This window comes from Streptomyces sp. NPDC058326, assembly GCF_042879855.1.
In the GTDB taxonomy this organism is placed as follows: Bacteria; Actinomycetota; Actinomycetes; order Streptomycetales; family Streptomycetaceae; genus Streptomyces.
Genome location: NZ_JBHVZO010000012.1, coordinates 14,329 through 39,960, shown reverse-complemented (window position 1 = coordinate 39,960; position 25,632 = coordinate 14,329). Strand labels below are relative to the sequence as shown.

Genomic DNA, 25,632 nt, shown 5'->3' with positions numbered 1-25,632 from the left:
GCCCCCGGCGTTTTTGGGCGTGGGTTGGGTTATGGGGTTCTTGGGGGCGCCTTGCGGGGGGGGGGGGGGGGGGGGGGGCGGGGGCGCGCGGGAGGGCGGCGCCCCCCGGCGGGACCGTCAGACCGTCAGGGGAAGGAGACGACGGTGGACGGCACGGTCGAGGTGCCGGCGGGGATGGTGGACGCCCCCGTGTCGTTGATGACGTGGTTGTAGTGGCCCATTCCGCCGAGGGACACCACGAGGAGGCTGTGGAACCTCACGCCCGGTTTGACGGGTGCCTTGAAGCCGTGGTCCTGGACGATGGTCGGGTCCACGTTGTAGTTGCAGTAGCTGCCGAGACCCCACGCCTCATGGGTGTTCACCGAGTCGTCGACGCGGTAGGCGGCGTACCCCTTCGTGGTGCCATTCTGGATGGCGGCCTGGTTGGGGGCGTCGTACGCCTTCTCGTTCTGGTAGAAGATCGTGCGGCCGCGCTCGCCGTACCACTCGACGTCGTACTTGTTGAAGTGCTCGACGAACAGGCCGGTGGCGAGCACGTCGTCGCCGTTGACCCGGACGCCGTAGTCAGCGCGGTTGGTCTCCCAGCCCCAGCCCTCGCCGTGGTCGGCGCGCCACACCCAGGTGTGGTCGATGATCGTGTCGTCACTGTTCACGACCATGCTGGTGGTGGCCTTGCCGACGTGGGCGCCGCCGATGCGGATGTACACGTCCTGCACGGTGGTGGGGTTGGCGGCGTGGTCCGCGCCGGAGTTCTGCGGTCCGAGCTCCAGCAGGGTCGGGGAGTTGACCGGGCCCGCGTCGATCAGGAATCCGGCGAGCCGGACGCCGTCGACGTCGGCCACCTTCATCGCGGTGACGCCGTTGTCCGGGATGATCGTGGCGAGGCCGAGACCGAGCACGATGGTGTTGGCGCGGTTGACGTTGATGCTCTGGTCGACGTGGTACACGCCCGGGGTGAAGAGCAGGTGCAGGCCCTGGGCCAGTGCCTGGTTGATCGTGGCGGCGGTGGCGCCCGGCTTGACCACGTAGAACTGGCTCAGCGGGATGGACTCGCCCTGCGGGGTGCCGGCCGCCCAGCTGGTGCCGCGGGCGTTGGTCCGCTTGGCGGGCGCGAACACCTTGTACTCGCTGCCGTCGAGGTAGAGGTAGGGCTTCTCGCGGGAGATCGGTGTGGCGTCGAGCGTGGTGTAGCGGGGCTCGGGGAACGAGGTGGCCGGAGCGCCCTGGACGCCCGAGAAGGTCTGGTTCCAGACGCTGTTGGACCAGCCGCCGATGGAGCTGTCCCGGGTGTACCACTGCTGCTGCGAGTAGTTGCCGACCTGGCCGTCGATCTTCGAGTCGGCGATGTACCCGCCGCTGGCCCAGCCGTAGCCGTTCGGCGCCAGGTTGAGGCCGCCCTTGACGTGCATGCGGCGGAACGAGGACGCCTGCGAGACGGCCCACCGGTTGGTGCCGTTGACCGGGTTGAGGGTCAGGCCCTCGGCGCCGCGCCAGAAGTTCTGGGTGGCGTTGCCGTTGAACCAGCCGGCGTCGACGGTCACGTCACCGTTGATGGTGGTGTCGCCGGGGCGCAGGCCGAGTCCGGCGATCTGGGTGTAGAAGCCGATCTGGGCGTTGAGGTTGTTGTACGTGCCGGGCTTGAAGAGGAAGGCGTGTCGGCCGGAGCCGAACTGGGCCGACTCCTGCTGCTGGAAGACCTGGTCCAGCTTGGCCTGGATGCCGGGCGTGGACGGGTCGAAGACGTGCACGTGGGGGCCGAGGTCGCCGCCGCCGGGCAGGGTCGGGCCGCCGCCGTCGGTGCTGCCGTAGACCTGGAACTCCCAGAGGGAGAAGCCGTATCCGGTGGCCCGGGTGAGACCGTTCATCCGGATGTAGCGGCCGGTTCCGGAGAGGGTGACGTCGTCGGTGCCTCCGTCGCCGGCGGCGACGGAGGTGACGGTCCGCCAGTCGGTGCCGTTCTCGGAGGACTGGATCTGGTAGCTCTTGCCGTAGGCGCCCTCCCAGGTCAGGACGGCGTGGCTGAGCGTGGCGCTCCTGCCGAGGTCGACCTGGAGCCACTGGGCGTCCTGCCAGGAGCTGGCCCAGCGGGTGCCGGTGAGGTTGCCGTCGAACGCGGCGCTCGCGGCGAAGGCGGGGCCCTCGGTGGAGGAGGCGGTGGCCGTCTTCCCCTGCGAGAGCAGGGTGGGGGCGGCGTGTGCCGTCGTGGCGGGGGCCAGGGCGAGCAGGCTGCCGGCCAGCGCCGAGACGAGTGCGCCGACGGTGGCCCGTCGGACGGCTGAGGCGGGGCGCCGGTGGACCGGCGGTGACCCGACGGAAGACATGGGTCTCCTCTGGATGCATGGGGAAAGGTGGGAGAGCGCTCTCGCGCTCTTTCGAAACCTTGCCTGCGCGGCGAGTTGACGGTCAAGGCATAGGACACGGCTTTTCTTTTGTCTTTCATTAAGTGGCGACCTGTCGCGCCGCGACACGATCGGCGGACCGGTTGCCGAGCGGGTCCGCGAGGGCACCGCCGTAGGCGGCAGGAGGACCTGCGCTCCCGGTACGGAACGTGAGAGGCGGCCCGGGAGGTGGCCGGGGGACGCCCCCGACAGCACCGCCCGGGCCGCCGCACCGCACGCCACAGCCCCCCGCGGAACGGAGCGCCCCCGTCCTCCACGGAAGGCCGCCCGGCCCGAGGGCCCCGTGCTCACCACGGGCCGAGAGTCAGCCGGCGGTCGCCTCCCGGTGGGCGCGGACGATCTCCGCGTACCGGCGGCCGCTCGTCTTCACGGTCCTGCGCTGGCTGGCGTAGTCGACGTGCACGAGGCCGAAGCGCTTGTCGTAGCCGTAGGCCCATTCGAAGTTGTCGAGCAGCGACCAGGCGTAGTACCCGGCGAGCGGGGCGCCCTTGCGCAGGGCGCGGGCGCACGCCGCGAGGTGCTGCTCCAGATAGCGGGCGCGCTCCGGGTCGTGGACCGCGCCGTCGGGGCCGACGCTGTCGGGGAACGCCGAGCCGTTCTCGGTGACGTACAGCTCCCGGATGCCGTACTCCTCGGTGAGCCGCAGCAGGAAGGCCTCCAGGCCGCCGGCGTCGATCTGCCAGTCCATGCCGGTGCGTGGCACGTCGGGGAGGCGGACCTCGCGGGCGTACGGGACGGGCCCCGCCGGGTCGTCGGCGACCGTGACCGGAAAGTAGTAGTTGAGGCCGTGCCAGTCGAGCGGGGCGGCGATGGTCTCCATGTCGCCCTGCCGCTCCGGCAGTTCGACCCCGTACAGCTCGCGCATGTCGACGGGGAAGCCGCGGCCGTGGACCGGGTCGAGCCACCAGCGGTTGGTGTGGCCGTCCATACGGGCCGCGGCGGCGATGTCCTCGGGCCGGGTGGAGGCGGGCGCGACGGTCGAGTGGTTCGTGACGAGTCCGACCCGGGCGCCGGGGGCGGCGGCGCGGATGGCGCGGGTCGCGAGGCCGTGCCCGAGGAGGAGGTGGTACGAGGCGCGCACGGCGGCCGTGAGGTCGGTGAGCCCGGGGGCCATACGGCCCTCCAGGTGACCGATCCACCCCGAGCAGAGGGGTTCGTTGAGGGTGGCCCAGCGGGTGACCCGGTCACCGAGGCGCTCCGCGACGACGGAGGCGTACGCGGCGAAGTGCTCGGCGGTGGCCCGCTCGGTCCAGCCGCCGTGGCTGTCGCGGGCCTGGTCCTGGAGGGCCTGTGGCAGGTCCCAGTGGTAGAGGGTGACGGACGGGGTGATCCCGGCGTCGAGGAGGCCGTCGACGAGCCGGTCGTAGAAGTCGAGCCCGGCCGCGTTGACGGGCCCGTCGCCGCCGGGGACGACGCGCGGCCAGGCGACGGACAGCCGGTAGGCGTCCGTCCCGAGCTCCCTCATCAGGGCGATGTCCTCGGGCCAGCGGTGGTAGTGGTCGCAGGCGGTGTCACCGTGGTCGCCGTTGTCGATCGCGCCGGGGACACGGGAGAAGGTGTCCCAGATGGACGGAGCCCTGCCGTCCTCCGCGACCGCGCCCTCGATCTGATAGGCGGAGGTCGCCGTGCCCCAGGCGAAGTCCGGTGGGAAGGCCTCCAGGTCGAGGGAGGCGCGGGAGTCGGCGTCGGTGGATTCGGACACAGGGAACCTCTTCGTGTGCGATGGGGACAGGGGCGTCGTCGGTACGGAGAAGGGCGGCGCCGGTGCCGGGAGGCGGGCCGCTGCGGGCAGGGGCGTCACTTGACCGCACCCGCGGTGAGGCCGGCGACGAGATAGCGCTGGAGGAGCAGAAAGCCGACGACGACGGGGACGCTCACCACGAGGGAGGCGGCCATCACCTGGTTCCAGTACACGTCGTTCTGGGTGGCGTACCCCTGGAGACCGACGGCGAGGGTCCGCGTGGAGTCGTTGGTCATGACCGAGGCGAAGAGGACCTCGCCCCAGGCGGTCATGAAGGCGTAGACGGCGACCGCGATGATGCCGGGGGAGGCGGCCGGGACGATGACCCGGAACAGCGCGCTGACGGGTCCGCAGCCGTCGACCTTGGCGGCCTCGTCGAGTTCTCGCGGGATCGAGTCGAAGTACCCGGTCAGCATCCAGATGGAGAACGGCAGCGAGAAGGTCAGATACGTGAGGACCAGCCCTTCGCGGGAGCCGAAGAGGGCGATGCCGGTGGCGTTGCCGATGTTGACGTAGATGAGGAAGAGCGGCAGCAGGAAGAGGATGCCGGGGAACATCTGGGTGGAGAGGACCGTCACCGTGAAGACCCGCTTGCCCCGGAAGGTGTAGCGGCTGACGGCGTACGCGGCGAAGATCGCGACGACCACCGAGAACACCGTGGCCGCGCCCGCGACGACGATCGAGTTCACGAAGTAGTCGGCGAGCGGGACGGTCTCCCAGATGTCGACGTACGGGCGCAGCGTGAGCCCCGACGGGATCCACTCGAACTTCCCCGACACGTCCTCAAGGGGTTTGAGCGAGCTGGAGACCATCACGTACACCGGCAGCACCACGAAGGCGGTGAGCAGGGTGAGGAAGATCCGCCGGGTCCAGAGGAACGACCGGGACGCGGCCATGGGGGAGCGCGGAACCGGCTGGGCGTGCCTAGACATCGGTGGCCTTCCTTCCGCGGGTGGTGAGCAGGAGGTAGACGCCCGTGACGACGAGGAGGAACAGCAGGAGCAGCACGGACATGGCGGAGCCGGTGCCGAAGTTCCACGTCTGGAAGGACGACTGGTAGATGTGGAGCGAGATGAGGTCGGCGGCTTCGGGGGCCGCCTTGCCGAAGAGCACGAACGGCGTGTTGAAGTCGTTGAACGTCCACAGGAACAGGACGAGCACGAGGACCTGGTTGACGGACCGCAGCGACGGCAGGGTGATGTGACGGATCTGCTTCCACACGCCGGCCCCGTCGAGAGAGGCCGCCTCGTACATGTCCCGGGGGATGTTCTGCAGACCCGCCATGACGGTGAGGAAGGCGAACGGCCAGCCCTTCCAGACGGAGACGACGAGCAGGGCCCAGAAGCTGTTGTCCCCGATGAGCCAGAAGGCCGGGCTTTCGCCGATGCCGAGCTGGTCGTGGAGGACGTGATTGACTAGGCCGTTGTCCCTCTGGAACATGAACGCCCAGGTGATCACGGCAGCGTAGACGGGCAGGGCGTACGGCACGAGGAACAGGGTCCGCAGGATGCCGCGGCCCCGGAAGTTCTCCTGGAGGAAGATCGCGGCGGCCGTACCGAGGAGCCAGCACAGCCCCACGGACAGCACGGTGAACACGCACGTCGTCAGGAACGACGAGAGGAGCGCCTGGCCGACGGGAGCGTCGAAGTCGATCGCGACGGTGTAGTTGTCAAGACCCGACCGGGGCGCATCCGACCAGCTCCGGATGAAGAACTGGGTGAGCTCCTTGAAGCTCATGGTGATGCCCATGAGCATCGGGACGAGATGGACGAGGAGTTCGAGGAGCAGGGCGGGCAGGAGCAGGAGATACGGCAGTGCGATGCGGCGACGCCCGGAGCGGCGTGGTGCGCGCGCCTCTCCGGGTGTGGCCTTGCGCACCGTCCGCTCACTCGGGGGAGTGACGACGGTTTCGGTCATGACGGGGCGGCCTACTTCTTGGGCATCTGCTGCTGGGCCTTTTCGAGCCTGGCCCGCACGGACTCCGTGGTCACCGTGCGGCCCGCGGCGGCGTCGGCGAACAGCTCCTTGACGGCGGTGCCGACGACCGTCTCGAACTGCGACTCCTCGGGGACCTGCGGCAGGGCCGCGGCGCTGGTGGCGAGGGTGTCGCGGATGACGGCGAGCCACGGGTCGGCGAACACCGGGTCGTCCTGCGCGGACTTGACCGGCGTGACAGAGCCGTACGCCTTGTTGAGGAGGATCTGCTCGTCGTCACTGGTCATGAACTTGACGAACTTCAGCGCACCGTCGAGGTTCTTGGTGTTCTTGAAGACGGCCATGTTGATGCCGGCGACCATGGAGTTGGTCTGACGGCCCGCGCCGGGCTTGCCGGACGGGACGGGGGCGGGGACGACACCCCACTCCTCCGGGGTCATGCCCTGGGACTCGAAGGTCTGCGACGGGGTCTGCCACAGGACCATGCCGGTCTTGTTCTTGGCGAAGTCGCTGAGGGACTGGTTCTGGGCGTACTCGGCGTTGCCGGGCGCGACGATCTTCTGCGCGGCCATGAGATCGACGTACTGCTTGACGGCGGCGACGGCTCCGTCGGAGGTGAAGTCCGGCTTGCCGTCGGCGGTGAAGAAGTCGGCGCCGTGCTGCTTGCCGAGCACGAAGACCTGGTGGATGTTGTTCGAGAGATTGGAGCCCTCGACGCCGATGCCCCACTTCCCGTCCTTGCTGATCTTCTTGCCGGCGGCGATCAGCTCGTCCCAGGTGGTCGGCGGCTTGGCTATGTCGGCGTCCTTGAACATCTTCTTGTTGTAGTAGAGCGCGTACGCCATGGAGTACAGCGGCACGGCGGCCGGATCCTTGCCCGCCGCGCCGGTGGAGCCGAGCGCGGAGTCGACGAAGCGGCCCTTGCCGCCGATGGCCTCGAAGTTCTTCTCGTCCCAGGGCAGCAGCGCCCCCGTGGACTGCAGGGAGGCGCTCCAGGTGTTGCCGATGTTGAGGATGTCGGGGCCCTGGCCGGACGTCGTCGCGGCGAGGATCCGGTTGAGCAGGTCGGACCAGGGGATCACCTCCAGCTCGACCTTGATCCCGGTCTGCTTCTCGAACCGGTCGAGCTCGGGCTGCAGGACCTTCTTGTCGACCTCGAGGCTGGAGCCCTGATTGGTGGCCCAGTAGGTGAGGGTCTTCGGCGACGCCTCCCTCCCCTCACCGCCGCCGCAGGCGGTGGCGGTCAGGACGAGGGAGAGGGTGACGGCACCGGTGACAGCGGCTCTGACTCTGCGCATGGCTCGTGGGCCCTTTCGGGGACGACGACGGGGGGCCGGTGCGGTGAGCGTCCGGAAGCCCCGCCGTCACACCGGCTTAATTTAGGATGTGAGTTAAACCCCATGAGAAGGTCGCGTCAAGGCTTGTCGTGCGGGTATGTTGCGACGAACGACTTCAGAGACGGGGGCCCACGTGCACGCGAGAACTGGCCGTACGGTGCGTGACCTGCGGCGTGAGAACCGCACCGCCGTGCTGCGCAGGCTGTACTTCGACGGCCCGATGAGCCGCCTCATGCTCGGGCCTGCCACCGGTCTCAGCTCCGGTTCGGTCAGCAACGTCGTCGCGGAGCTCGTCGCGGAGGGCCTGGTGGAGGAGGCCGGCAGCGTCGACTCGGCCGGCGGCCGCCCCCGCACCCTCGTACGGATCACCCCCGCCAGCGGTTTCATGATCGGCGTCGACATCGGTGAGACGCGGATCAGGATCGAGCTGTTCGACCTCACCCTCACCGAGCTCGCGCGAGCGGAGCGCCCCTTGGCCAGCTCCGGCCCCCGCACGGCCCGCTACGACGTGGACCTGGTCGTCGCCCACCTCCGCGAAGGTATCGCGGAGGTGCTGCGGGCCGCGGGCGTGCCCGCGGAGCGGCTTCTCGGTGTGGGCGTCGGTGTTCCGGGCATCGTGGCGCGGGACGGCGGGGACGGTGCGGTGGTGCACGGCCAGACGGTCGGCTGGGACGGCGTTCCCCTGGAGCGGCTGCTGCGGGAGAGTGTGGAGCTGCCGGCCGAGGTGCCGTACTGGATCGACAACGGCGCCAAGACCCTCGGGCAGGCGGAGATGTGGTTCGGCGCGGGGCGGGGCGCGCAGAGTGCCGTGATCGTGCTGTTCGGCTCGGGTGTCGGCGCCTGTGTGGTCACCGATCCGCTGGGGCCGGGGCGGGCCGTGGAGTGGGGTCATCTGACGGTACGGGTCCGGGGCCGCCGCTGCCGCTGCGGGGCCCGGGGCTGCCTGGAGGCGTACGCGGGCGCGGAAGCCCTTCTGGAACGGTGGCGGGAGGCCGGGGGCCGGCCCCCGGCCGGCGCGGACGAGGAGACCGCCCTGACGGCGATGCTCGCCGCCGCGTACCCGGCCGACCCGGCGGCGGCCCCCGACGCGACCGCGCTCACCGTCCTGGAGGAGACCGCCGAGTACCTCGGCGCCGGCTTCGCCGACCTCATCAACCTCTTCCAGCCCGAACGCATCCTCGTCGGCGGCTGGGCAGGCCTCCAGCTCGGCACCCGCTTCCTCGAAACGGTGAAGAGCTACACGAAGGAGTACGCGCTGACGTACCCGGCCAGCCGCACCGGCATCGGCCTGGGCACGCTCGGCCCGGAGGCGGTCACGGTCGGAGCGGCCCTGCTGCCCCTCGTCGACTTCTTTGCCCAGGGCGGCCGCCGCCCCGAGAGACGGCCCAGCACTCCGCCCCCCGCCTGGCAGTCGGCGCTCCAGGACAGGGTGTCCACCTGAGCGGACCACGGCGGCCCGTGCACGGTGAACCCGAGCAGGACCCCGCAGGGCGTGCCGTGGCCGACTGCGGTCTGGACGCGGGTTCCTAGGCGGGCCGTGTCGAGGTCAGGACGCCGATCTTGTCGATGCGGTGTTCGGGGTTGTTCTGCGCGTCTCGCCAGAAGTTGCCCGCGGCGTTGTCCTCGGGTGTCGCGCAGGTGGAGAGTGTGATCATGGCCCGGGTGGGTTTCTCTCCGGGTTCGCCCGGTACCGGGGCACGCTGTTCGGCGAGCGAGCGGGCTGAGCGGAATGACGTGGTCCGGGTCTCGGTGATCTCGTAGGTGTAGACGGTGTCCTCAGTGGTGATGTGGATCTTGTCGCCCGCCTCGACCGAGGGCAGTTCCCGAAGGGGCCCGCCGGCGGAGAGACGGTGGGCGGTCACGAGATAGTTGCCGACCTCGCCCGGCCCCACGCCGCCGTGCTCCCCGTAGGGACTCGCCGCCACGCCACGATCCTGGATGCGGGTGCCGGCCCGGTCGTCGGTCGTGCCCTCGTACGGCACGATGTCGAGTCCCTCGACGCCGATGGACGGTATGGACATCTCGGCGGCGACGGGCCCGCGTGGCGTGGGGGCCGGCGACGTGGCCGCGGTGGCCGGCGAGGCCGTGGCGGAGAGGACCGGTGACGCGGCGGAGGGGACGACGGAGGTCGGGCCGTGGGCGCCCGTGGAGGTACCGCTGCCGCCCGAGCATCCGGCCGACGCGCCGAGGGCCATGATCACTGCGGTGACACCGGCGACGGCGACACGGGGGGAGCGGGAGCTCCGCCCGCTGCGCGGTCTCTCGGGGAGAACCCTGCCCTGTTCGGCACCCATACCCCCAGGATGGCCCCATCCTGCCGCCCCGGCACCCAGGGCGCATGCGCTGCGCCGACGGCACTGCGATCCCGGTGCGGCTCACGGTTTCAGTCCGTACACTGCCGACGCGGCCCTCGTCGTTTCACCGGCTGGTCACTCACGACACCCATGACGAGCCGCCCTCCATTCGCCGGGACGGCGTGGTGCGACTTCATGTCACACGCGTTCATGTCACATGCGCCTGACCGACCTTCATACTGTCTCGGAATGCTCTGCCGTGTTCGGGACGGCTGAGGGCTCCCGTGCCCGGAACCCGTCCCGTCCTGAGGGGTTTCGCGAAGAGGGCTGTGGGCGGACACGGGCAGCGGGCAGGCCGACGAGAGAGAGGGGAACGTCCTGTGGGACGCGACAGCCGGAAGAAGCTGTGGGCGGGGTTCGTCGTGGCCGCCGTGGCGGTCGCGGCGGTGGGCTTGGTGTGGTTCAAGCCCTGGGCCCTGTGGGTCGACGAGACCGTTGACGAAGCGCTGCCTTCCGCGAGCGCTCCGGCCGCCACATCAGCGGCCCCGTCGACGGGCGCAAGTCCCTCGGCCGCCGTGACGTCCGCGCCCGCGGGGCCGGTGACGCTTGCGCGGGGTGCCTTCATCAGCCACGAACACGCGACGACGGGCACGGTGAAGGTCGTCCGTCTTGCCGACGGGAGCCATACTCTCCGCCTCGAAGGACTCGACACGAGCAACGGCCCCGATCTGCGCGTCTGGCTGAGCGACGCACCGGTCAAGGAAGGACGGGCGGGCTGGGGTGTCTTCGACGACGGCCGCTATGTCAACCTCGCGAAGCTCAAGGGAAACAAGGGCAACCAGAACTACCTGCTGCCCGCCGCTGTCGACTGGTCGAAGTACCCCAGCGTCAGCATCTGGTGCGACCGCTTCGACGTCTCTTTCGGTGCCGCCGCCCTCGTCCGCGCCTGATCCCGCCCGGCCGGCCGCCCCCCCCCGCCGTGCGTCGCGCACCGCGGGCGCACGTTGCCACAACGCCGCTTGGCGCGCTGCCGCCGTCGCCCGGGCAGCACGGCATGGGATCGAGCCCGGTCGGCTCCGGACGCCTGCCGGCAGCCCCTGCCAGGCCGGGCCGTGGAGCCGGAGAGAAGCGACGGCTGGGTACTCCGCGGCTCAGCCGCTGGTGGGCGCGTCGAACTTCTCGGCGGGCCCGAAATCACTGAAGGTGGCCTTGTTGGCCGCCTTCACACCGCGGAGCTCGAAGCGCTGCTCGAAGCGGAGGGTGCGGCCCTGGCTGTCGATCCACTGGTCGCAGTCGAAGCCGGTGACACCCTTGGCCTTCATGGAGGCATGGGTGCGAGGGTCGACGGAGGCGATCTGCGCGACGCTGAGACGGCCCGAGAGGTGATAGGTGGCGACGCCGTCCTGATCCTCCATGCCCTTGCGCGCGGAGGGGCCCGCGTCGAGCAGCAGCTTGGCGTACCCCTCGTAGCTGGCCAGGCCACTGTTGTCGGTGCGGGGTGTCGTCGTCCACTGGGCGCCGGCCAATTCGATGCTGCGGAAGTAGTTGGTGTCCGCCGTCGTGACCACTTCGGTCGTTCTGCCGAGGGATTTCATCTCCATGCGCCCCGTGAAGAGACCGTTGAGGTTCGCCCGGCCGCTCATGGTCAGTGAGGGCATACCGCGCGTCTCGCTCGTCACCATGACATTCGCCGCGTAGGGCTTCTTCGCGGCCGAGGCGAGGGCCTTGCCCGGGTCGAAGGCCTTGTCCGCAGAAGCGTCGGGCGCGGCGGGCGCGGTGGTCGTGGCGCCGGAGGCCGATGCCGAACCTGCGGGAGCGGCCGTGCCCGCGGAGCCGTCGTCGCAGCCGGTCAGCAGGGTCACGCCGCATACCGCGGCGGCGAAGGCGAGGGCTGTGCCGCGCCGACGCGGCGAGACGGTGCGCGTGTTCGTATTCATTGCGGCGAGCATTTCATACGCCTGATCCGGCTCTGTGGGGCACCTCAGAAGGGCGGACGTGAGTGAATCCGTCGTTCAGGCCCGGTTCGATCCCTGGCGGAGTCGAACCGGCTGTCACGGCGCCCACCCGCTGTGCCGGGTGCCCCGTTCTCCTCCCGCCGCCGTCCGCCTGGTCCCTCGAACGACGCCGCACCGGCACGCCGGACGACCATGCCGCTGGACGCTCCCGCGGCGGGCCGGCCACCTGCGCTCGAGACGCCCCTGCCGACGACGCTCAGCAGCCGCTGTCAAGCCGTAGATCAGTCCAGCGAGTACGGCCAATGCCAGCGTGATCAGACCGGTGTCGAACACGGAAAGGAAGAGCCCGACAGCGACAGCGACAGCGACACCGAACCCCGTAGCGAGCGGATGGCGCGCCACCCACTTCTGGATCGAGGTGGGAGGCTCTTCTCCGCCCAAAGCGAGCTCAAGGGAACGGAACGCGCTCCCCAGGGAACGAACTCCACCCCGCGAGCTGCCAGAGCCCGGGATCTTCGCCGGCCTCCAGGGACGTGGGCCCGTACGGCGAAGGGGAGGGGGGCTTGGACCGATTGTCACTGGGGACGCCTAGAGTCCTTTTCACCGTCACGGTGCGTTGCCATCGACGGGTTCATCAGCGTGCCGCCGGTTCGGCGGCCGTCCGGAACAACGGGGAGAACAGCGCATGGGGTGGGTTCCTGCGGGCGACTACGAAGTCGCCCTGGAAGCGGGCAAGGTGGTCTGCCGGAACGGGAAGGGACGGCGGCTGAAGTCCGTCCCGGCCGGCTTGAAGGAAGACCCGGCGGTCGTCGGGCTCCGGCAGTTGACCGAGTGGCTGGAGCGGCACGAACGCCAGTGCCTGACCGACGTCGAGCAGTGGATGGTGCGTTCGTTGCCCGTCCCCACGGCCGTACTCGTCCGGGTCTGGCCCGACCCCGCGTGGCAGGCGGCCCTGCGGGACGTGGTGGTCACCGGCGCGGACGGTGGGGTCGCCGGGTTCCTGCGAGATGTCGACCCCGACCGCGGTCTCGGCCTCGTCGACCTGGACGGTGACACGGTCCGCATCACCCCCGACGTCGTCAGCGTCCCCCACCCCGTCCTCCTCGACGACCTCGACGAGCTGCGGGAGTTCGCGGTCGAACTGGAGGTGCGCCAGAACGTGGAGCAGTTGTTCCGCGAGGTGTGGCGCCGCCCGCCGGGCCTCGCCCCGGACACCACCTCCGTGGACACCTACGCCGGCGGCGTGTTCAAGGAACTGCGGTTCCTGCACGGCCGCGTCACCCAGCTCGGGTACCGGTCCCGCGGCGGATACGCGGTCTGCCCGGTCGTCGAGGACGGCGCCACCGCCGAGGCGCGCATCTGGATCGGCGAGCACGACGGATACGACGAGTACGGCACCGAGACGGGCCCGCTGGGCTGGACCGACCCAGGGGGGCGCGCGCTGACGGCCGCCGAGGTCGGCCCCGTCGCGTGGTCCGAGGGCATGCGCATGGCGGCGGCGCTCTACGCCGGCCGCGACGTGCAGGACGAGGAGCGGGCGGCATGAGCACCACGACGACGAACACCCACGCGCACACGACTGCGGAGGAAGCGGCGCTCCTCCGCCCTCAGGCCCGGGGCGAAGGCACCTCCACCCCCGCCGCCGAGGCCCGTGCGGCGGCCCTGCTGGACGCGGGCGCGATCCTCCCGGCCGGCACCACCGACCGGGACGACGCCGACGCGCTGACCGCCCGCACCTACGCGCACACCGCCCTCGGCGACCGCCCCGTGGTCCGGCTCGTGACCGGCACCCTCGGCGAAGCCGAGGACCTGGCCCTGGAGTTCCTCGGGCTTGCCCGTACCGCCGAGGCCCCCGTCGTGGGCCAGGTGCGCCGCGAGACGCTGGGCTTCCCGGCCTGGGCACTGGTCAACGACCCGGCCAACGGGCACCACGCCCTGGCCCTGGTCAAGGACATCGAGCGGCTGGGCCGGCAGGCCAGGACCCGCGCCGGAGCGGCCAAGGAGGGCTTCGACACACTCGGCACCCGCCTCGGCCGGGCGGTGCCCCACTTCCTCCCCACCTACTACGAGCAGGTGGCACGCCTCTTCCTCCAGGCCGAGAACACCACCTACGCCGCCTCCTTCTTCGGCAAGGCCCGTGAGGCCGAGCGGGTGCACGGGCTGGTCGTGGACGAGGACCGGCAGCGGGCCGTCTTCCTGGAGTTCGCCTTCGCCGGCGCGCTGACCGTCAAGGCGCTGCGGCAGTACGTGCGTGACCTGGTGGCCCGGCTCGCACCGGCGGACGCCTGGGCGCAGTTCCGCCGTCTGCTGGTCGAGCGCTGCGCGGCCGGCATGCCACCGTACGCGGCGCTGCCGCAGGACGTGCGCGCGCTGGTCAGGGCCGCCGGACTGGACCGCGAGGCCGCCGAACGCGATCTGGTGGCCGATCTCATCGGCTCCCCGGGAGTCGTCCGCGCCCCTGCCTCGTTCTGGTCGACCTACCGCTCCGCGCTCGTCGCCCTCGCCCGACGGGACGCGGCCGTGCGGGCCCGGCTCCTCGGCTTCTTCCCGCAGACCTTCAGCGAGAGCGACCGGGACACGGACGGCGAACGCGGCTGGCTCGAGTTGCTGGCCGAGTCCGGCGCCGAGGACCTGCTGACCGCCCTCCCGGCCGCCTCCGGCAACGCCCCTTCAGGCCCGGCCGCCCCTTCAGGCCCGGCCGCCCCTTCAGGCCCGGCCACCCCCTCGGACTACGCCTCCCCCTCCGACCCCTCAGGCAACGCCCCCTCCGGCCCCGCTTCCCCCTCCGCCTCCGACCCCTCCGTCTCCGCGGCGGACTGGCTCGCCCGCTGGGAGGCACACCGCCGGCGCAACCGGGTCGCCCCGGGCCGCAGCCCGGAGACCCTCGGTCTGGCCGCCCGGATGGCGGACCGGCTGCGCGCCGACGGGCGTCCCGTCGAGCTGTTCCACGGCCGCTGGCAGCGCACCGCCGACCTGGACCTGCTCGATCTCTGCCTGGCCTCCGGCGTCCCCGTCGCCGAGCCGGACGACCAAGACACGGACACCGCGCGGCATCTCGGTGTCCCGGTCGGCCCGTGGCTCACCGACACCGCGTCCGGCGCGCGGGACCTCACCGCCGTCGCCGAACGGCCGGTCTTCCGCGCCCTTCTGAGCCGGAACGTCGGCGACCTCGGCGACGGACGCGGTCAACGGCTGAGCGACGCCGGCATGGCGAAGCTGGCGGCGCACCCGGTGCTCTCCGGCATCCTGCGGGAGTGGCTGACCGCCCGCGCCGAGGAGTACACGGCCGCGCGAGGACTTCCCGGGCTCCGCACCACCCTCAACAGGCTCTCGGCCTTCCGCGCCGTGGTCGCGGACGTCGCCCCGGAGGCCGTGCGACTCCTCGAGGGCCACGATGTCGTGCCGCTGCTCGCTTCCACCCTGCGCACCGGCGTCCTCGACGAACTGGGCTGGCCCGCACTCGACGACACCTACGCCGAACTGGCCGCCGAGGCCGCCGCGGTGCCTCAGAGGCGCCACCGGGCGGAGAGTGTCGGTGTCACCGGCGCCTGGCCCGCGCTGATCCTGAACACTCTCGAACGGGCCGTCGTCGTCGGCCCGGAAGGCGTCCTGCTGCGGCACACCCTGCGGCTGCCCGCCACCGTCGACCACTGGCGGAATCTCGCCTTCCGTTACGTCGACGGCGAGTTGCTGGTCATCTGGTGGGAGGACGGCAAGCTGCGCGGCTACTGGTCGCACCGGCCCGCCGAGGTGTTCACCGTCGGCGGCGAACAGATCCCCCGCTGGGGCGGTTCCGGACCCTCGGACGAGGTCTGCCTGCCGCTGCCCGACGGCGGCCGCACCACCGGCGGCAAGGCCCTGTACGCGGGCGACACCTCCCTCCCGCCCCAGCGCGCCATCATCTCCGACGGCACCGGTCACTGGCGCGAAGGCCACCAGGGCACGCAGCGGGTGTGGCTGGAGTACGACCCGGTCGGCGGCACGCACGGCCGCGCGTCCCTCCCCGCCTTCCTCCGCTCCGGCGTGCGGGACGGCACCCGGCTGCTCACCGAGCGCTGCCAGGTGCTGCCCATCCAGCCCGGCCTGGAGACCACCCCGTTCGGCACGGACGGCACGGTCCTCGGCCGCTGGGTCCGCTGCACGGTCACCGAGCCCGGCACGGCCGCCCCCGCCGACGGACACCGGATCGTCGCCGGCACCCCCGACGGCCACACGGTGTCCCTGCCGCACCCGCTGCCCGGCGGCGGCTCCCCGGTGCCGCTCGGCGCCCTGACCCTGCCCGGCGGGTCACGGCCGGTCCTGGCCGTAAGCCACCGCTCCGTCGAAGCGCACCCCGCGGACACGGACGGCACCGGCGGCAGCCTGTGGTCCGTCACCCTCGACTCCTCCGGTGGGAACGACGCGGCCGGCACACCTTACGTGCCGCCCGTCGCCTACTGGCACGCCCTGCGTCCGAGGGACGAGCGGGGCTCCGCCGCCCTGCGGAACCTGACGGACTCCCGCGCGGGAGAGCTGATCGAGGAGGTGGCCGCCGCGGTCGCCCGGCACCTGGAGGCGTTCCGGGCCGCCGAGGAGTACACCGGGCCGTCGTCGCGGGAGATGAGCCAGGAGGCCGCCGCCCGGGTGCTGCCCGAGGTGTCCGACGCACGGCTCCTCGCGGGAGTCACCGCGCTCGTACGGAACGCGGTGGACCGGGCTGTCGCAGCCGCCCGGTACCTGGAACCGCCCAAGCCCGTGCAGCCGGCCACTCCCCGGGACACCGCGCGCACCCAGGGCATGTTCTTCGATCACGCGCCCGAGCACGGCGACGACACGACCCTGCGGGACGCCACCGCCTGGGGCTCCGAGCGGATGCACGGCAACTGGTGGGGAGCCGGGAACCGGTGGACCGTGATCCGGCAGATCCTCGCCGTCAACCATGTCCTCGGCGGCGAGCCGGCGTTCGGCCCGCCGGTGCCGTCCAAGGTCCCGTTCACCCCGGCCGACGGCTGGCAACGGGACGAGTACACCGTGCCCGGCGACGCCCTCACCTGGACCTCCCTCCTCGACAAGCTGCCCCAACTGGCCTACCGGGCCGCCGCGGCGACCACCTCCCCCGAGCACCGCACCGGGCTCCTCGCGCTGCTGGAGGCCCTCGCCACGGGCCCCCTTGCCGACCCGGCGGGCACGCTCCGGCAGGTGGAACTCGTTGAACCGCTCGGCGCCGGGGCACCCGGGCGCGGACGCCCCGAGGCCGTGCACCGCCTCGGCCAGGTACTGCGCAAGGGCACCCGCACGGTCGTGGTCCTCGCCGACCGCGGCCGGAACTCCCGGGACGACGCGGCATGCTGGCTCGCCCTGGACCACGACCCCACCGGCGCCTTCGGTCCCGTCCCCGGCTTCACCCTGGACCACGAGAACGTCCACCGGCAGGGCATCGCCCGTGATCGGCTCACCCGGCTCACCGCTCTGGTACGGGAGCAGGGCCCGGCACCGTGGCGTCCGGAGACCGCCGAGGCGTTCCACGCGGCCACCGGAATCGGTCCCCTCCAGTCCACCGCCCTGCTGTCGGCAGCCGTCAAGGAGCCCGGCGCCGAGGCGCTCGCGCTGCTCGGGGCGAAGACACGTGCCTTCGAGGAGGCCCAGGCCAGGCTGGACGCCCTGCCCCGCGACGACCGGCACGCCCTGATCCAGGCGCTGCTGCCCGCTGACCCGGCCGAGCTGTGGTCCACGGGCCCCGACGTCCGGGCCGCCGCCGAGGTCTGGCAGCAGCGTCTGGCCGCCCTCGTCCGCGTCCCCGAGGAACTGGACCTCGACCTCTCGGGCACCACCTCCGGCGCCGTCGACCTGATCCTCAACACGGGCTCCCGGACCTGGCTCGCCCACGGCACCGCCGTCCAGGACGGCACCGGTCGCCCAGGTCTGAGCCTGGTGGGCGCACGCGGCTCGGTCTCCTCCGCCGTGACCGCCCTGCGCACCCTCGCCTACACGCTGCCGTACGGGCATCCCCTGCGGGCGCACCTGCCCCTCGGGCTCGCGGCCCTGCGTGGCCGCCTCGCCGACCCGGACCTGGTCCTCGATTTCGGTCTGCACTGGACCGAGTCGGGTGGCTCGATCGGCGCCATGGTCCGCGCCGCCCACGGTCTCCCCGAGTCCGGCGGCGCCGACGCCGACGGACTGGTCCGGGTCGGCACGGCGCTGCTCCTCGCCCCCGGACACGGAAGTCACGAGAAGCTGCTGATTCGCCCGGCCGGCCTGGCAGGCCCGGACGACCCGGTGTTCGGCCTTCTCGAGGGCACCGTCGGCAGCCACAGCACCGGCGATCTCTTCGCCCTGCGCGCACTGCTGAGCGAAGAGACCGATGCGTTGGTCTCGGCGGGCGCCCCCGACGACACCCCGCACCACCCGGCCCAGGACCCGACACGCGCGGTGCCGGACCTGGTGGCCGAGGCAGCCGACGCCCTCAGCCTGAGCACGGATGCCGCCGCCCTGTACCTGATGCTGCTCGCCCTGCCCGACCCGACGGACCGCAACTGCGTCCGTTGGACCGGGTGGAAGCCGGCACGGGTCAAGAAGGCCCGGGCGGAACTCGCCGCCACGGACCTCGTCGTGGAGGCGAAGCGCTCCCGCGCCGGCCGCACCCTGTTCCTCCCCTGCGGCTGGCTGGAACGCGGCGCCCCCGGGCTCCCGCTGGAGACCTGGAAGGAACGCCTGTACCCCGTGGCCGGATCCACCCGGACCCTGCCCCACCTCCCCGTACCCGCGCTGTTCGCAGCCGCCTGGGCACGGGTCCGCGGCGGCGACGCCCCCGCCTTCGAAGAACTGGACACCCGCGCAACCCGGAAGGGCCGCCGCCGATGACGAACGACACCACGACCACCATGGACAGCACCACCACGGGCGGTATCCCGGACCAGGCGAAGGCGCCCGGCCGGGAGCACCGCCAGGTCACACCGCCCGAGGACCGGTACGCCACCGAGCTGGCCTTCCTCGCCGCCCACGACTCCGGGCCGCGCCCACCCGGCTGGCTGCTCACCCCCCGCGCGGTCGTCACCTTCGTGATGGGCAGCGCCGGAGAGGCACTGAGCCTGCCGAAGGGCGCCCGGCCCGGAGCCGGGGTGCCGCGCCGCCTGGTGATCGAGCAGAAGTTCGTCGGCGAACGCGCCCTGATCGAACGGTGCGTGGTCACCCTCGCCGGAGAGCGGGGACTCCTCCTCGTGGGCGAACCCGGCACCGCCAAGTCCATGCTCTCCGAGCTGCTGTCGGCTGCCGTCTGCGGAACGAGCGCGCTCACCGTGCAGGGCACCGCGGGCACCACCGAGGACCAGCTCAAGTACGGCTGGAACTACGCGCTGCTGCTCGCCCAGGGCCCCACCGAGCAGGCTCTGGTGCCCTCCCCGGTGCTCACCGCCATGACCCGGGGGGCCGTCGCCCGCGTCGAGGAGGTCACCCGCTGCCTGCCGGAGGTCCAGGATGCCCTCGTGTCACTGCTCTCCGAGCGGCGGATCGCCGTTCCCGAGCTCGCGGGCAGCGAGAGCGCCCAGGTGCACGCGGCCCCCGGGTTCACCCTCATCGCCACCGCCAACCTGCGGGACAAGGGCGTCTCGGAGATGTCCGCCGCGCTGAAGCGGCGTTTCAACTTCGAGACCGTGGGCCCCATCGGGGACATGGACGCCGAGACCGCGCTCGTCAGGCGCCACTCGCGGGCGGCCGTCGAACGGGCGGGCGCCGCCTACCAGGTGGACGACGCGGTCCTCGAAGCCCTCGTCACCGCCTTCCGGGACCTGCGCGAGGGGCGCTCCGTCGAGGGCTGGGAGGTCGAGCGCCCCTCCACGGTGATGAGCACGGCGGAGGCGGTCTCCGTCGCGGGCTCCCTTGGCCTGTCCGCCGCCTACTTCCCCGGCGACCGGGACGTGCTCTCCCTGCTGCCCGGCCATCTGCTCGGGGTCGTCCGAAAGGACGACCCGGCGGATGCGGTGCGGCTGTTGGGGTACTGGGACGGGCCGGTGCGAAGGCGTGCGGAGCAGGGGTCGGCTACCTGGCGTGCCCTGTGGGACCTGCGTGCGGTGCTGGAGAACTGACGGATGAGTGAGTCGACGACCTCCGTGACGCGTTCCGTGCCGGAGATGGGGTCCACCCCCGAGACGCGGTCCACCGTCAACGTGTCCCACGCGGCTTCCTCGGCCCAGGGTCCGGTGGCTGGGACTGTCACTCCGGAAGCTGTGGTGGCGGCCCTCTCGGCGACCGGACCCGGGCTGCCGTTTCTGATCGGGGTGCGTCACCACGCGCCGTCGCTGGCGGCTGTCGTCCCGGCACTGCTGGACGCGGCGGCTCCCGACGTCCTCCTCGTGGAACTGCCCGCCGAGTTCCAGCCCTGGCTGGGCTGGCTCGCCCACGAGGAGACCGAGGCCCCGGTGGCGCTGGCCGCCGTGCCCGCCGACGGACCCGGGCCGGGCTCGGCAGGCGAACGGGGACCCGCCTTCTACCCGTTCGCCGACTTTTCACCCGAATTGGTGGCCTTGCGCTGGGCGGCACGAAACGGGGTCCCGGCCGTGGCCTGTGATCTGCCGCTGGCCGACCGGGTGTGGGCGGACGGCGGCCCGGTCACCCCCGCCCCCGCCCCTGTCCCGGGTGCCGGCCCCGGGCCCGTAGGGGAGGGGTACGGGCTGTCAGCCGTGCTGCGGTCCCGGCTCACCGGCCGCGACGGCGACGACTTGTGGGACCGGCTCGTGGAGGCCGCCGCACCCGGTTCGACTCCCGAGGCGCTCCGCCGCGCCGCCCTGCTCACCGGCTGGGCGTTGCGCCACGAGGCGGAGGCGCGGGGCGGGGTGCAGGGCACCGACCTGGCGCGCGAGGCATGCATGCGCGGACATGTCGCCGAAGCCCTGGCGAACGGGCGGCGGCCCGCCGTGGTGGTGGGAGCCTTCCACACCCCGGCGCTGCTGCCGTCCGCCTCCGGGCCTGCGGGTGGCCCGGCGCCGGCTGCACCGGGCACGTCTGTCTCCGGGCTCTTGGGTGGTCAGGCGCCAGGCACACCGTCCGTGTCCGTTTCCGGACCCGCGGGAGGCCCCGCGCCGGCCGCACCGGCCGTGTCCGTCGCCGTGCCCGTGCCGGGTGCCGGCGGTCATCTGAACGGTGCTGCCGGGGTGGCGGCCTGTACGGTCTCCCTGATCCCATACACGTACCCGCTGCTCGACTCCCGGTCCGGCTACCCGGCCGGTATCCGCGATCCGGAGTGGCAGCACACCGTCCTGGACGCAGCCGGGGATCCGGCCGCGTTGCACGAGGCGCTGATCCGCACCGCGGTCCGCGTCTGTGCCGCCCTGCGTGAACAGGGCCACCCTTATGGCCCGGCGGACGGCCAGGAGGTCGTCCGAGTGGCCGGTGACCTGGCCCGTCTGCGGGACCTGCCCGCCCCCGGCCGCGGTGAATTCCTGGAAGCCGTGCAGACGGTGCTGGGGCGCGGCGAGACCTACGGCACGGGCCGCGCCGTCGCCCAAGCCCTCGAACGCGTACTCGTCGGAGCCCGTACCGGACGGCCCGCGCCCGCCGCTCCGCGCAGCGGGCTCGGTCCCGACGTCGAGGCCGAGACCGCGGCGCTTTCCCTTCCTGGGCCGGAGGACGCGCACGAGAGAGCACCGCGTGACCTCCGGCTCGATCCGGTGCGGTCCGTCCTGGACCGGCGCCGTGAGCTTTTGCTGCGGAGGCTGGTGGTGTGCGGCGTCCCTTACGCGCAGGAGCAGAGGGTGACCGGTGTGGCGGGCACGGAGGGACTCACCACCCGCTGGCAGGTGCGGTGGACCCCCGCGACCGCGGCGATGCTGACCGCCGGCGGGGTTTGTGGTGTGACCCTTGCTCAGGCGGCGGAAGGTGTGCTGAGGCAGCGGCACGCGGCCGAGCGCGCGGAGGGCGGTCCGACGGCCGCGCAGGTTGTCCGGGGCCTCACGGAGGCCGCTGGGTGCGGGCTCCCCGCCCTGGCCGACGAACGGCTGGCGGAGCTGGCGGCGGTACTCCCGGCGAGCGGTACCCTTCCCGAACTCCTCGCCGGGCTCGACCTGCTGGACCGCATCGACGCCGGTCATCTGCCGGGCCTGAGCGCGCCCGGCGACCCCTCGGTCTCCGAAGCCCGGGACGCCACCGCCACCGTGCGTGCCGCCCGCACCGCGCACGCGGCTGACGTCCTGACCTCGGCGGCGGTCCGCCAGGTCGACGGTCTGACCGGTTCCGGGGAGCCCGAGGACGCCCGGGCGCTGCTCGAACTGGCCCAGCGCGCCGACCGGGTGGGTGGCATCCGGCTCACCGACGCCCTCGCCCGGCTTGCTGCCGACGGGAGCCCGCTGATCGCCGCGGCCGCCGGAGCGGTCAGAGTGCTCACCGGTCACGAAGAGGCCGAGTCTTTCGGGGTGCGTGTCGCCTCCTGGGTGGACGGAGCCGCGGACAGCACTTCCCGGGCCGCGCTCACCGCCCGCCTCACCGGCGTTCTGACGGTGGCGGGCCCGCTCCTGACGGTCGGCGTCGGCGCCCTGGACCCGTTGCTGCACCGGGTCGTCGAGCTGGACGACACCGGGTTCCTGGCCCGGCTGCCGGCCCTGCGCGGTGGCTTCGACACGCTGAGCCCGGCCGCCCGGGACCGGCTGCTGGACACCGTCGAGGAGCGGCTGGGCGAACGGGTGGGCGTCCTCGACACGGACGGCCCGGCCGAACTGGCCCGCCGAACGGCCGCCGACCTCGCGGCCCGGGAGCTCCTGACCGGCCTCGGCCTGCCCGTCCCGCCACCCGCCGCGTACGACGACGGGTTCCCGCCGCCGTCCGGCCACCCCGCCGTCACGCGCCCTCTCGTCACACCCGCCACCACCCCCACCACCACAGCCTCCGCCGAGGCCGCCTCCGCGCGGACCCTCGCGCCCGCCGACCGGTGGCGGCTGGTGCTCGGCCGCCGTCCGGACCGACTGCCGTCCGGTGCCGCCCGGCTGGCGACCGCTCTGGACGAGCTCTACGGCGCGGGACACGGCGAGGGGTCCCGCGGTGGCCTGCCCGGCCCGGGTCGCGGTGGCGGCTCCGGGCCGCGTGGCGGCCGGGAACCGTCGTTCCCCGGTGTCCGCGAGTGGTCCGAGGAGCTGGCCGCGCTGTTCGGCCCCGGTATCCGTGAGGAGGTCCTTGCCGCCGCGGCCGTCACCGGTCGGCAGGATGTCCTCGCCGAAATCGACCCGGCGGCCGCCACCCCCTCCGTGGAGTTGCTCCGAACCGTCCTGCGGTACGCCGGCGGCCTCCCCGAAGCCCGCCTCGCCGCCCTCCGGCCCCTGGTCCGCCGCCTGGTCGACGAACTGACCCGGGAGCTCGCCACCCGGCTGCGGCCCGCCCTGACCGGCATGATGTCGGCCCGGCCCACCCGCCGCCCGGGCGGCGGACTGGACCTGCCGCGCACGCTGCGTGCCAACTTGGCCACCGCACGCCGGACGGCGGAGGGAACGGTCCGGGTGGTCCCGGAGAAGCCGGTCTTCCGCGGTCGCGCCCGCAGGTCGGCCGACTGGCGCCTGATCCTGGTCACCGACGTCTCCGGTTCCATGGAGGCGTCCACGATCTGGTCCGCGCTGACCGCCTCCGTGCTCGCCGGTGTGCCGACCCTGAGCACCCATTTCCTGGCCTTCTCCACGGAGGTCGTCGATCTCACCGGGCACGTGCGTGATCCTCTCTCCCTCCTGTTGGAGGTGAGCGTGGGTGGGGGCACGCACATCGCTGCCGGGTTGTGGCATGCCCGCAGCCTGGTCGCGGTGCCCACCCGTACCCTCGTCGTCGTGATCAGCGACTTCGAGGAGGGCGCGCCGCTGGGTGGACTGCTGGCCGAGGTACGCGCTCTGGTGTCGTCGGGCTGTCATGTTCTGGGGTGCGCGAGTCTCGATGACGCGGGCCGTCCCCGCTACTCGACGGGTGTCGCCGGGCAGCTCGTGGCCGCCGGCATGCCCGTGGCGGCCCTCAGCCCACTCGAGCTGGCCCGCTGGGTAGGGGAGAAGACCGTATGACCGCCATCCCGTTGCCACCCGTCGCGCCGGAGGTCACGGCAACGCTGGTGGAGGACCTCTCACCCCGGCTGCGCAAGCGTCTTGACGCGGCGGTCACCAAGGTCGGTGCCTGCCCGAGGCGCCGTGACGGGGACACGGTGTCGATCGAGGTCGACGACGAGACCGCGTTGCGCCTGCATGCTCCCGGCGGTGTGGTGGCGTCACCGGACGCCATCACCTGCGGCTGCCTTCTCGCCCCGGCCTGCATCCACCGCGCGGCCGCCGCCTGCGCCGCCCCCACGGCGGACCCGGTGCCGGAGCCCGCCGCCCGGCCCACCGGTGAGGCCCCCGAAGCCGCCTCCGTAACGGGCCCGGCTCCGGGCCTCGGCGGCGAGGCTGTCTCTGTCACGGGTCCGGCCCCCGGCCCCGGCCCGGAAGCCGTCTCTGATACGGGCCCGGCTCCGTGCCCCGGCGGCGAAGCTGCCTCCGTTACGGGTCCGGCCTCCGGTCCCGGCGTCGTGCCCGTGGTGGCGACCCCGGCGCAGCGTGCTGCGGCCGACGCTCTGTGGTCGGCGGGCGCTGCCGTGCTGGAGGCCGGTGTCGAGGGGGCCGGCGCCGTCACCCAGTCGGCTCTCCTGCGCGCCGCGCACACCGCGCGCCTGCGGGACCTGCCGCGCGCCGCGGGCGCCGCGCTGTCTGTCGTCACGCTGTTGCGCGCGGCCCGCTCCAAGGATCCGTCCTACCGGACCTCCGGCCTCGTCACGGCTCTGGCCGAACTCCTGGGCACCGCGCACCGTGTGGGGACGGCGTCCGGAGCGGAGCTGGCCGCTGTCAGGGGCCGGGCACGCCGCCCGTACAGCCCGGACGGCTCGCTGCGCCTGTACGGCCTGTTCACCGAACCCGTGGTCACCGACTCGGGGCACGGCGGGGTCCGTACCTGGGTCGCCGGTCCCGACGGCCGTCTGTGCACGGTCGGTGACGTGGCACCCGGCGGCGTCGGGCGAGCTCTGGGTGTGGCCGACCGGGCGGTGCGCCTGGGGGACAGCGCGCTCACCCACCGCGAGCTGGGCCGGGCCGGCCTGGCGGTCTCGGGGGCGATGGTCTCGCCGGACGGCAGGCTGGGCGCCGGGAAGGGCGTCAGAGCCGTCACTGCCCGGGGCGCGGCATGGACGGAGCCGCCACTCGCCGCCCTGTGGGCGACGCCCCCGGGCGAACAGGCCGCGCGTGCCCTGCGGTCCACCTCCCGTTACGCGGATCCGGACGACGGCGGCAATGACCTCCTCTTCCTGGACGTCGAACTCCTGGGCCCGGTAGGGGAGTCGGGCGGAGTCTGCCTGCTCGCGCTGTGCGAGGGAGGCATCTCCGTCCGGCTCACCGTCGCCGACGACGACCCGGCGCTGGCCCACCGCGACAATCTGATGCTGCTGGCCACGGCGCCGGGGACACGGCTGAGGATCATCGGGCGTCTGGTGCCCGCCCTCCACCCCCGGCTCGCCCTCCTGGCCTGCTCGCACCCCACCGGTGAGGGCAGAATCGACCTGGGCCTCGACCGCCTGCGCCGCGCCGACCTTCCGGCACCGGCTGCCCCCGTGCTTCCCGTCGCGCCGCAGCCCGGCGGGTCGGGCGAGCTGTCGCCCCTGTACCTCCTGGAGCGCCGGGTCGAACAGACGGTCACGGCGGGCCGTGCGGCCCTCGGCATGCTCGGCGACATCACCGCCGAGACCCGTCGTATCCGCCGCGGGGGCCTGCCCACGGCCGCCGGACTCCTCACCGCCCTGTGCGCCGCGGCGGCCCAACGCGATCGTGACCTCTTCGGCCGCCTCCTGCCCGCCGACACCGACGGCTTCGCCACCCGCTGGCTCACCGCCGCCCGTTACACGGCCGCCGTGGCCGAGTCCCTGTGCGCGGCAGCCTGGGAACCGACGGAGCGGGGTGCGACCTCGGCGCCGTCCGCCCCGGGCCGGGGGCCGGGAGGGACCGTGGCGTAAACGGA

Annotated in this window: 14 protein-coding genes; 7 read left to right on the top strand and 7 right to left on the bottom strand. The window is 72.7% G+C overall.

The features are described from left to right. Positions 1–125 precede the first annotated feature (125 nt). The 5 genes from ACFVYX_RS22010 to ACFVYX_RS21990 all read right to left on the bottom strand — a co-directional run bounded on the left by ACFVYX_RS22010 (position 126) and on the right by ACFVYX_RS21990 (position 7,373). Positions 126–2,321 (bottom strand): discoidin domain-containing protein, encoded by a 2,196-nt coding sequence (locus ACFVYX_RS22010; protein ID WP_389683107.1) that lies wholly within the window; start codon positions 2,319–2,321, stop codon positions 126–128. Between the two features lie 382 nt (positions 2,322–2,703). Beyond that, positions 2,704–4,101 carry a GH1 family beta-glucosidase gene (locus ACFVYX_RS22005; protein WP_389683106.1) on the bottom strand — a complete coding sequence of 466 codons (1,398 nt, stop codon included), beginning with the start codon at positions 4,099–4,101 and terminating at the stop codon, positions 2,704–2,706. Between the two features lie 95 nt (positions 4,102–4,196). Continuing rightward, positions 4,197–5,036, bottom strand: a complete 840-nt coding sequence (locus ACFVYX_RS22000) for a carbohydrate ABC transporter permease (RefSeq protein ID WP_389683302.1) — start codon at positions 5,034–5,036, stop codon at positions 4,197–4,199. Positions 5,037–5,064: 28 nt separating this feature from the next. Next, entirely contained in the window at positions 5,065–6,057 is a 993-nt protein-coding gene (locus ACFVYX_RS21995; RefSeq protein ID WP_389683105.1) for a carbohydrate ABC transporter permease, read from the bottom strand. 11 nt (positions 6,058–6,068) lie between these two features. Next, positions 6,069–7,373: an ABC transporter substrate-binding protein gene (locus ACFVYX_RS21990; protein ID WP_389683104.1), complete on the bottom strand. Its 1,305-nt coding sequence runs from the start codon at positions 7,371–7,373 to the stop codon at positions 6,069–6,071. Between the two features lie 136 nt (positions 7,374–7,509). On the opposite strand from ACFVYX_RS21990, the gene ACFVYX_RS21985 reads away from it, so the two are divergent. Then, a complete protein-coding gene (locus tag ACFVYX_RS21985; RefSeq protein ID WP_389683103.1) occupies positions 7,510–8,853 on the top strand; it encodes an ROK family protein in 1,344 nt (447 codons plus the stop codon). An 85-nt stretch (positions 8,854–8,938) separates the two neighbouring features. On the opposite strand, the gene ACFVYX_RS21980 is transcribed toward ACFVYX_RS21985, so the two are convergent. Then, the gene (locus tag ACFVYX_RS21980) at positions 8,939–9,706 is read right to left on the bottom strand and encodes a class E sortase (RefSeq protein WP_389683102.1); all 768 of its coding nucleotides are present in this window, start codon (positions 9,704–9,706) and stop codon (positions 8,939–8,941) included. Positions 9,707–10,086: 380 nt separating this feature from the next. Here ACFVYX_RS21980 and ACFVYX_RS21975 point away from each other — a divergent pair, with 380 nt between their 5' ends. Continuing rightward, on the top strand, positions 10,087–10,656 hold the full coding sequence (locus tag ACFVYX_RS21975) for a DM13 domain-containing protein (RefSeq protein WP_389683101.1): 570 nt from the start codon (positions 10,087–10,089) through the stop codon (positions 10,654–10,656). 201 nt (positions 10,657–10,857) lie between these two features. Here ACFVYX_RS21975 and ACFVYX_RS21970 read toward each other — a convergent pair whose 3' ends face one another. Further along, positions 10,858–11,643: a hypothetical protein gene (locus ACFVYX_RS21970; RefSeq protein ID WP_389683100.1), complete on the bottom strand. Its 786-nt coding sequence runs from the start codon at positions 11,641–11,643 to the stop codon at positions 10,858–10,860. A 703-nt stretch (positions 11,644–12,346) separates the two neighbouring features. Here ACFVYX_RS21970 and ACFVYX_RS21965 point away from each other — a divergent pair. Genes ACFVYX_RS21965 through ACFVYX_RS21945 form a run of 5 tightly spaced genes read left to right on the top strand, consistent with a single transcriptional unit; the run spans position 12,347 to position 25,627 of the window. After that, positions 12,347–13,207, top strand: coding sequence for a DUF4132 domain-containing protein (locus tag ACFVYX_RS21965; RefSeq protein ID WP_389683099.1), 861 nt, complete (start codon positions 12,347–12,349; stop codon positions 13,205–13,207). Further along, complete coding sequence (locus ACFVYX_RS21960; RefSeq protein ID WP_389683098.1) at positions 13,204–18,501, top strand: hypothetical protein; 5,298 nt, start codon at positions 13,204–13,206, stop codon at positions 18,499–18,501. The genes ACFVYX_RS21965 and ACFVYX_RS21960 overlap by 4 nt, the downstream gene beginning before the upstream one ends. Next, a complete protein-coding gene (locus ACFVYX_RS21955; RefSeq protein ID WP_389683097.1) occupies positions 18,498–19,721 on the top strand; it encodes an AAA family ATPase in 1,224 nt (407 codons plus the stop codon). The genes ACFVYX_RS21960 and ACFVYX_RS21955 overlap by 4 nt, the downstream gene beginning before the upstream one ends. Before the next feature lie 3 nt (positions 19,722–19,724). After that, entirely contained in the window at positions 19,725–23,660 is a 3,936-nt protein-coding gene (locus ACFVYX_RS21950; RefSeq protein ID WP_389683096.1) for a DUF5682 family protein, read from the top strand. Beyond that, positions 23,657–25,627 carry a hypothetical protein gene (locus ACFVYX_RS21945; RefSeq protein WP_389683095.1) on the top strand — a complete coding sequence of 657 codons (1,971 nt, stop codon included), beginning with the start codon at positions 23,657–23,659 and terminating at the stop codon, positions 25,625–25,627. The genes ACFVYX_RS21950 and ACFVYX_RS21945 overlap by 4 nt, the downstream gene beginning before the upstream one ends. Positions 25,628–25,632: the final 5 nt, after the last annotated feature.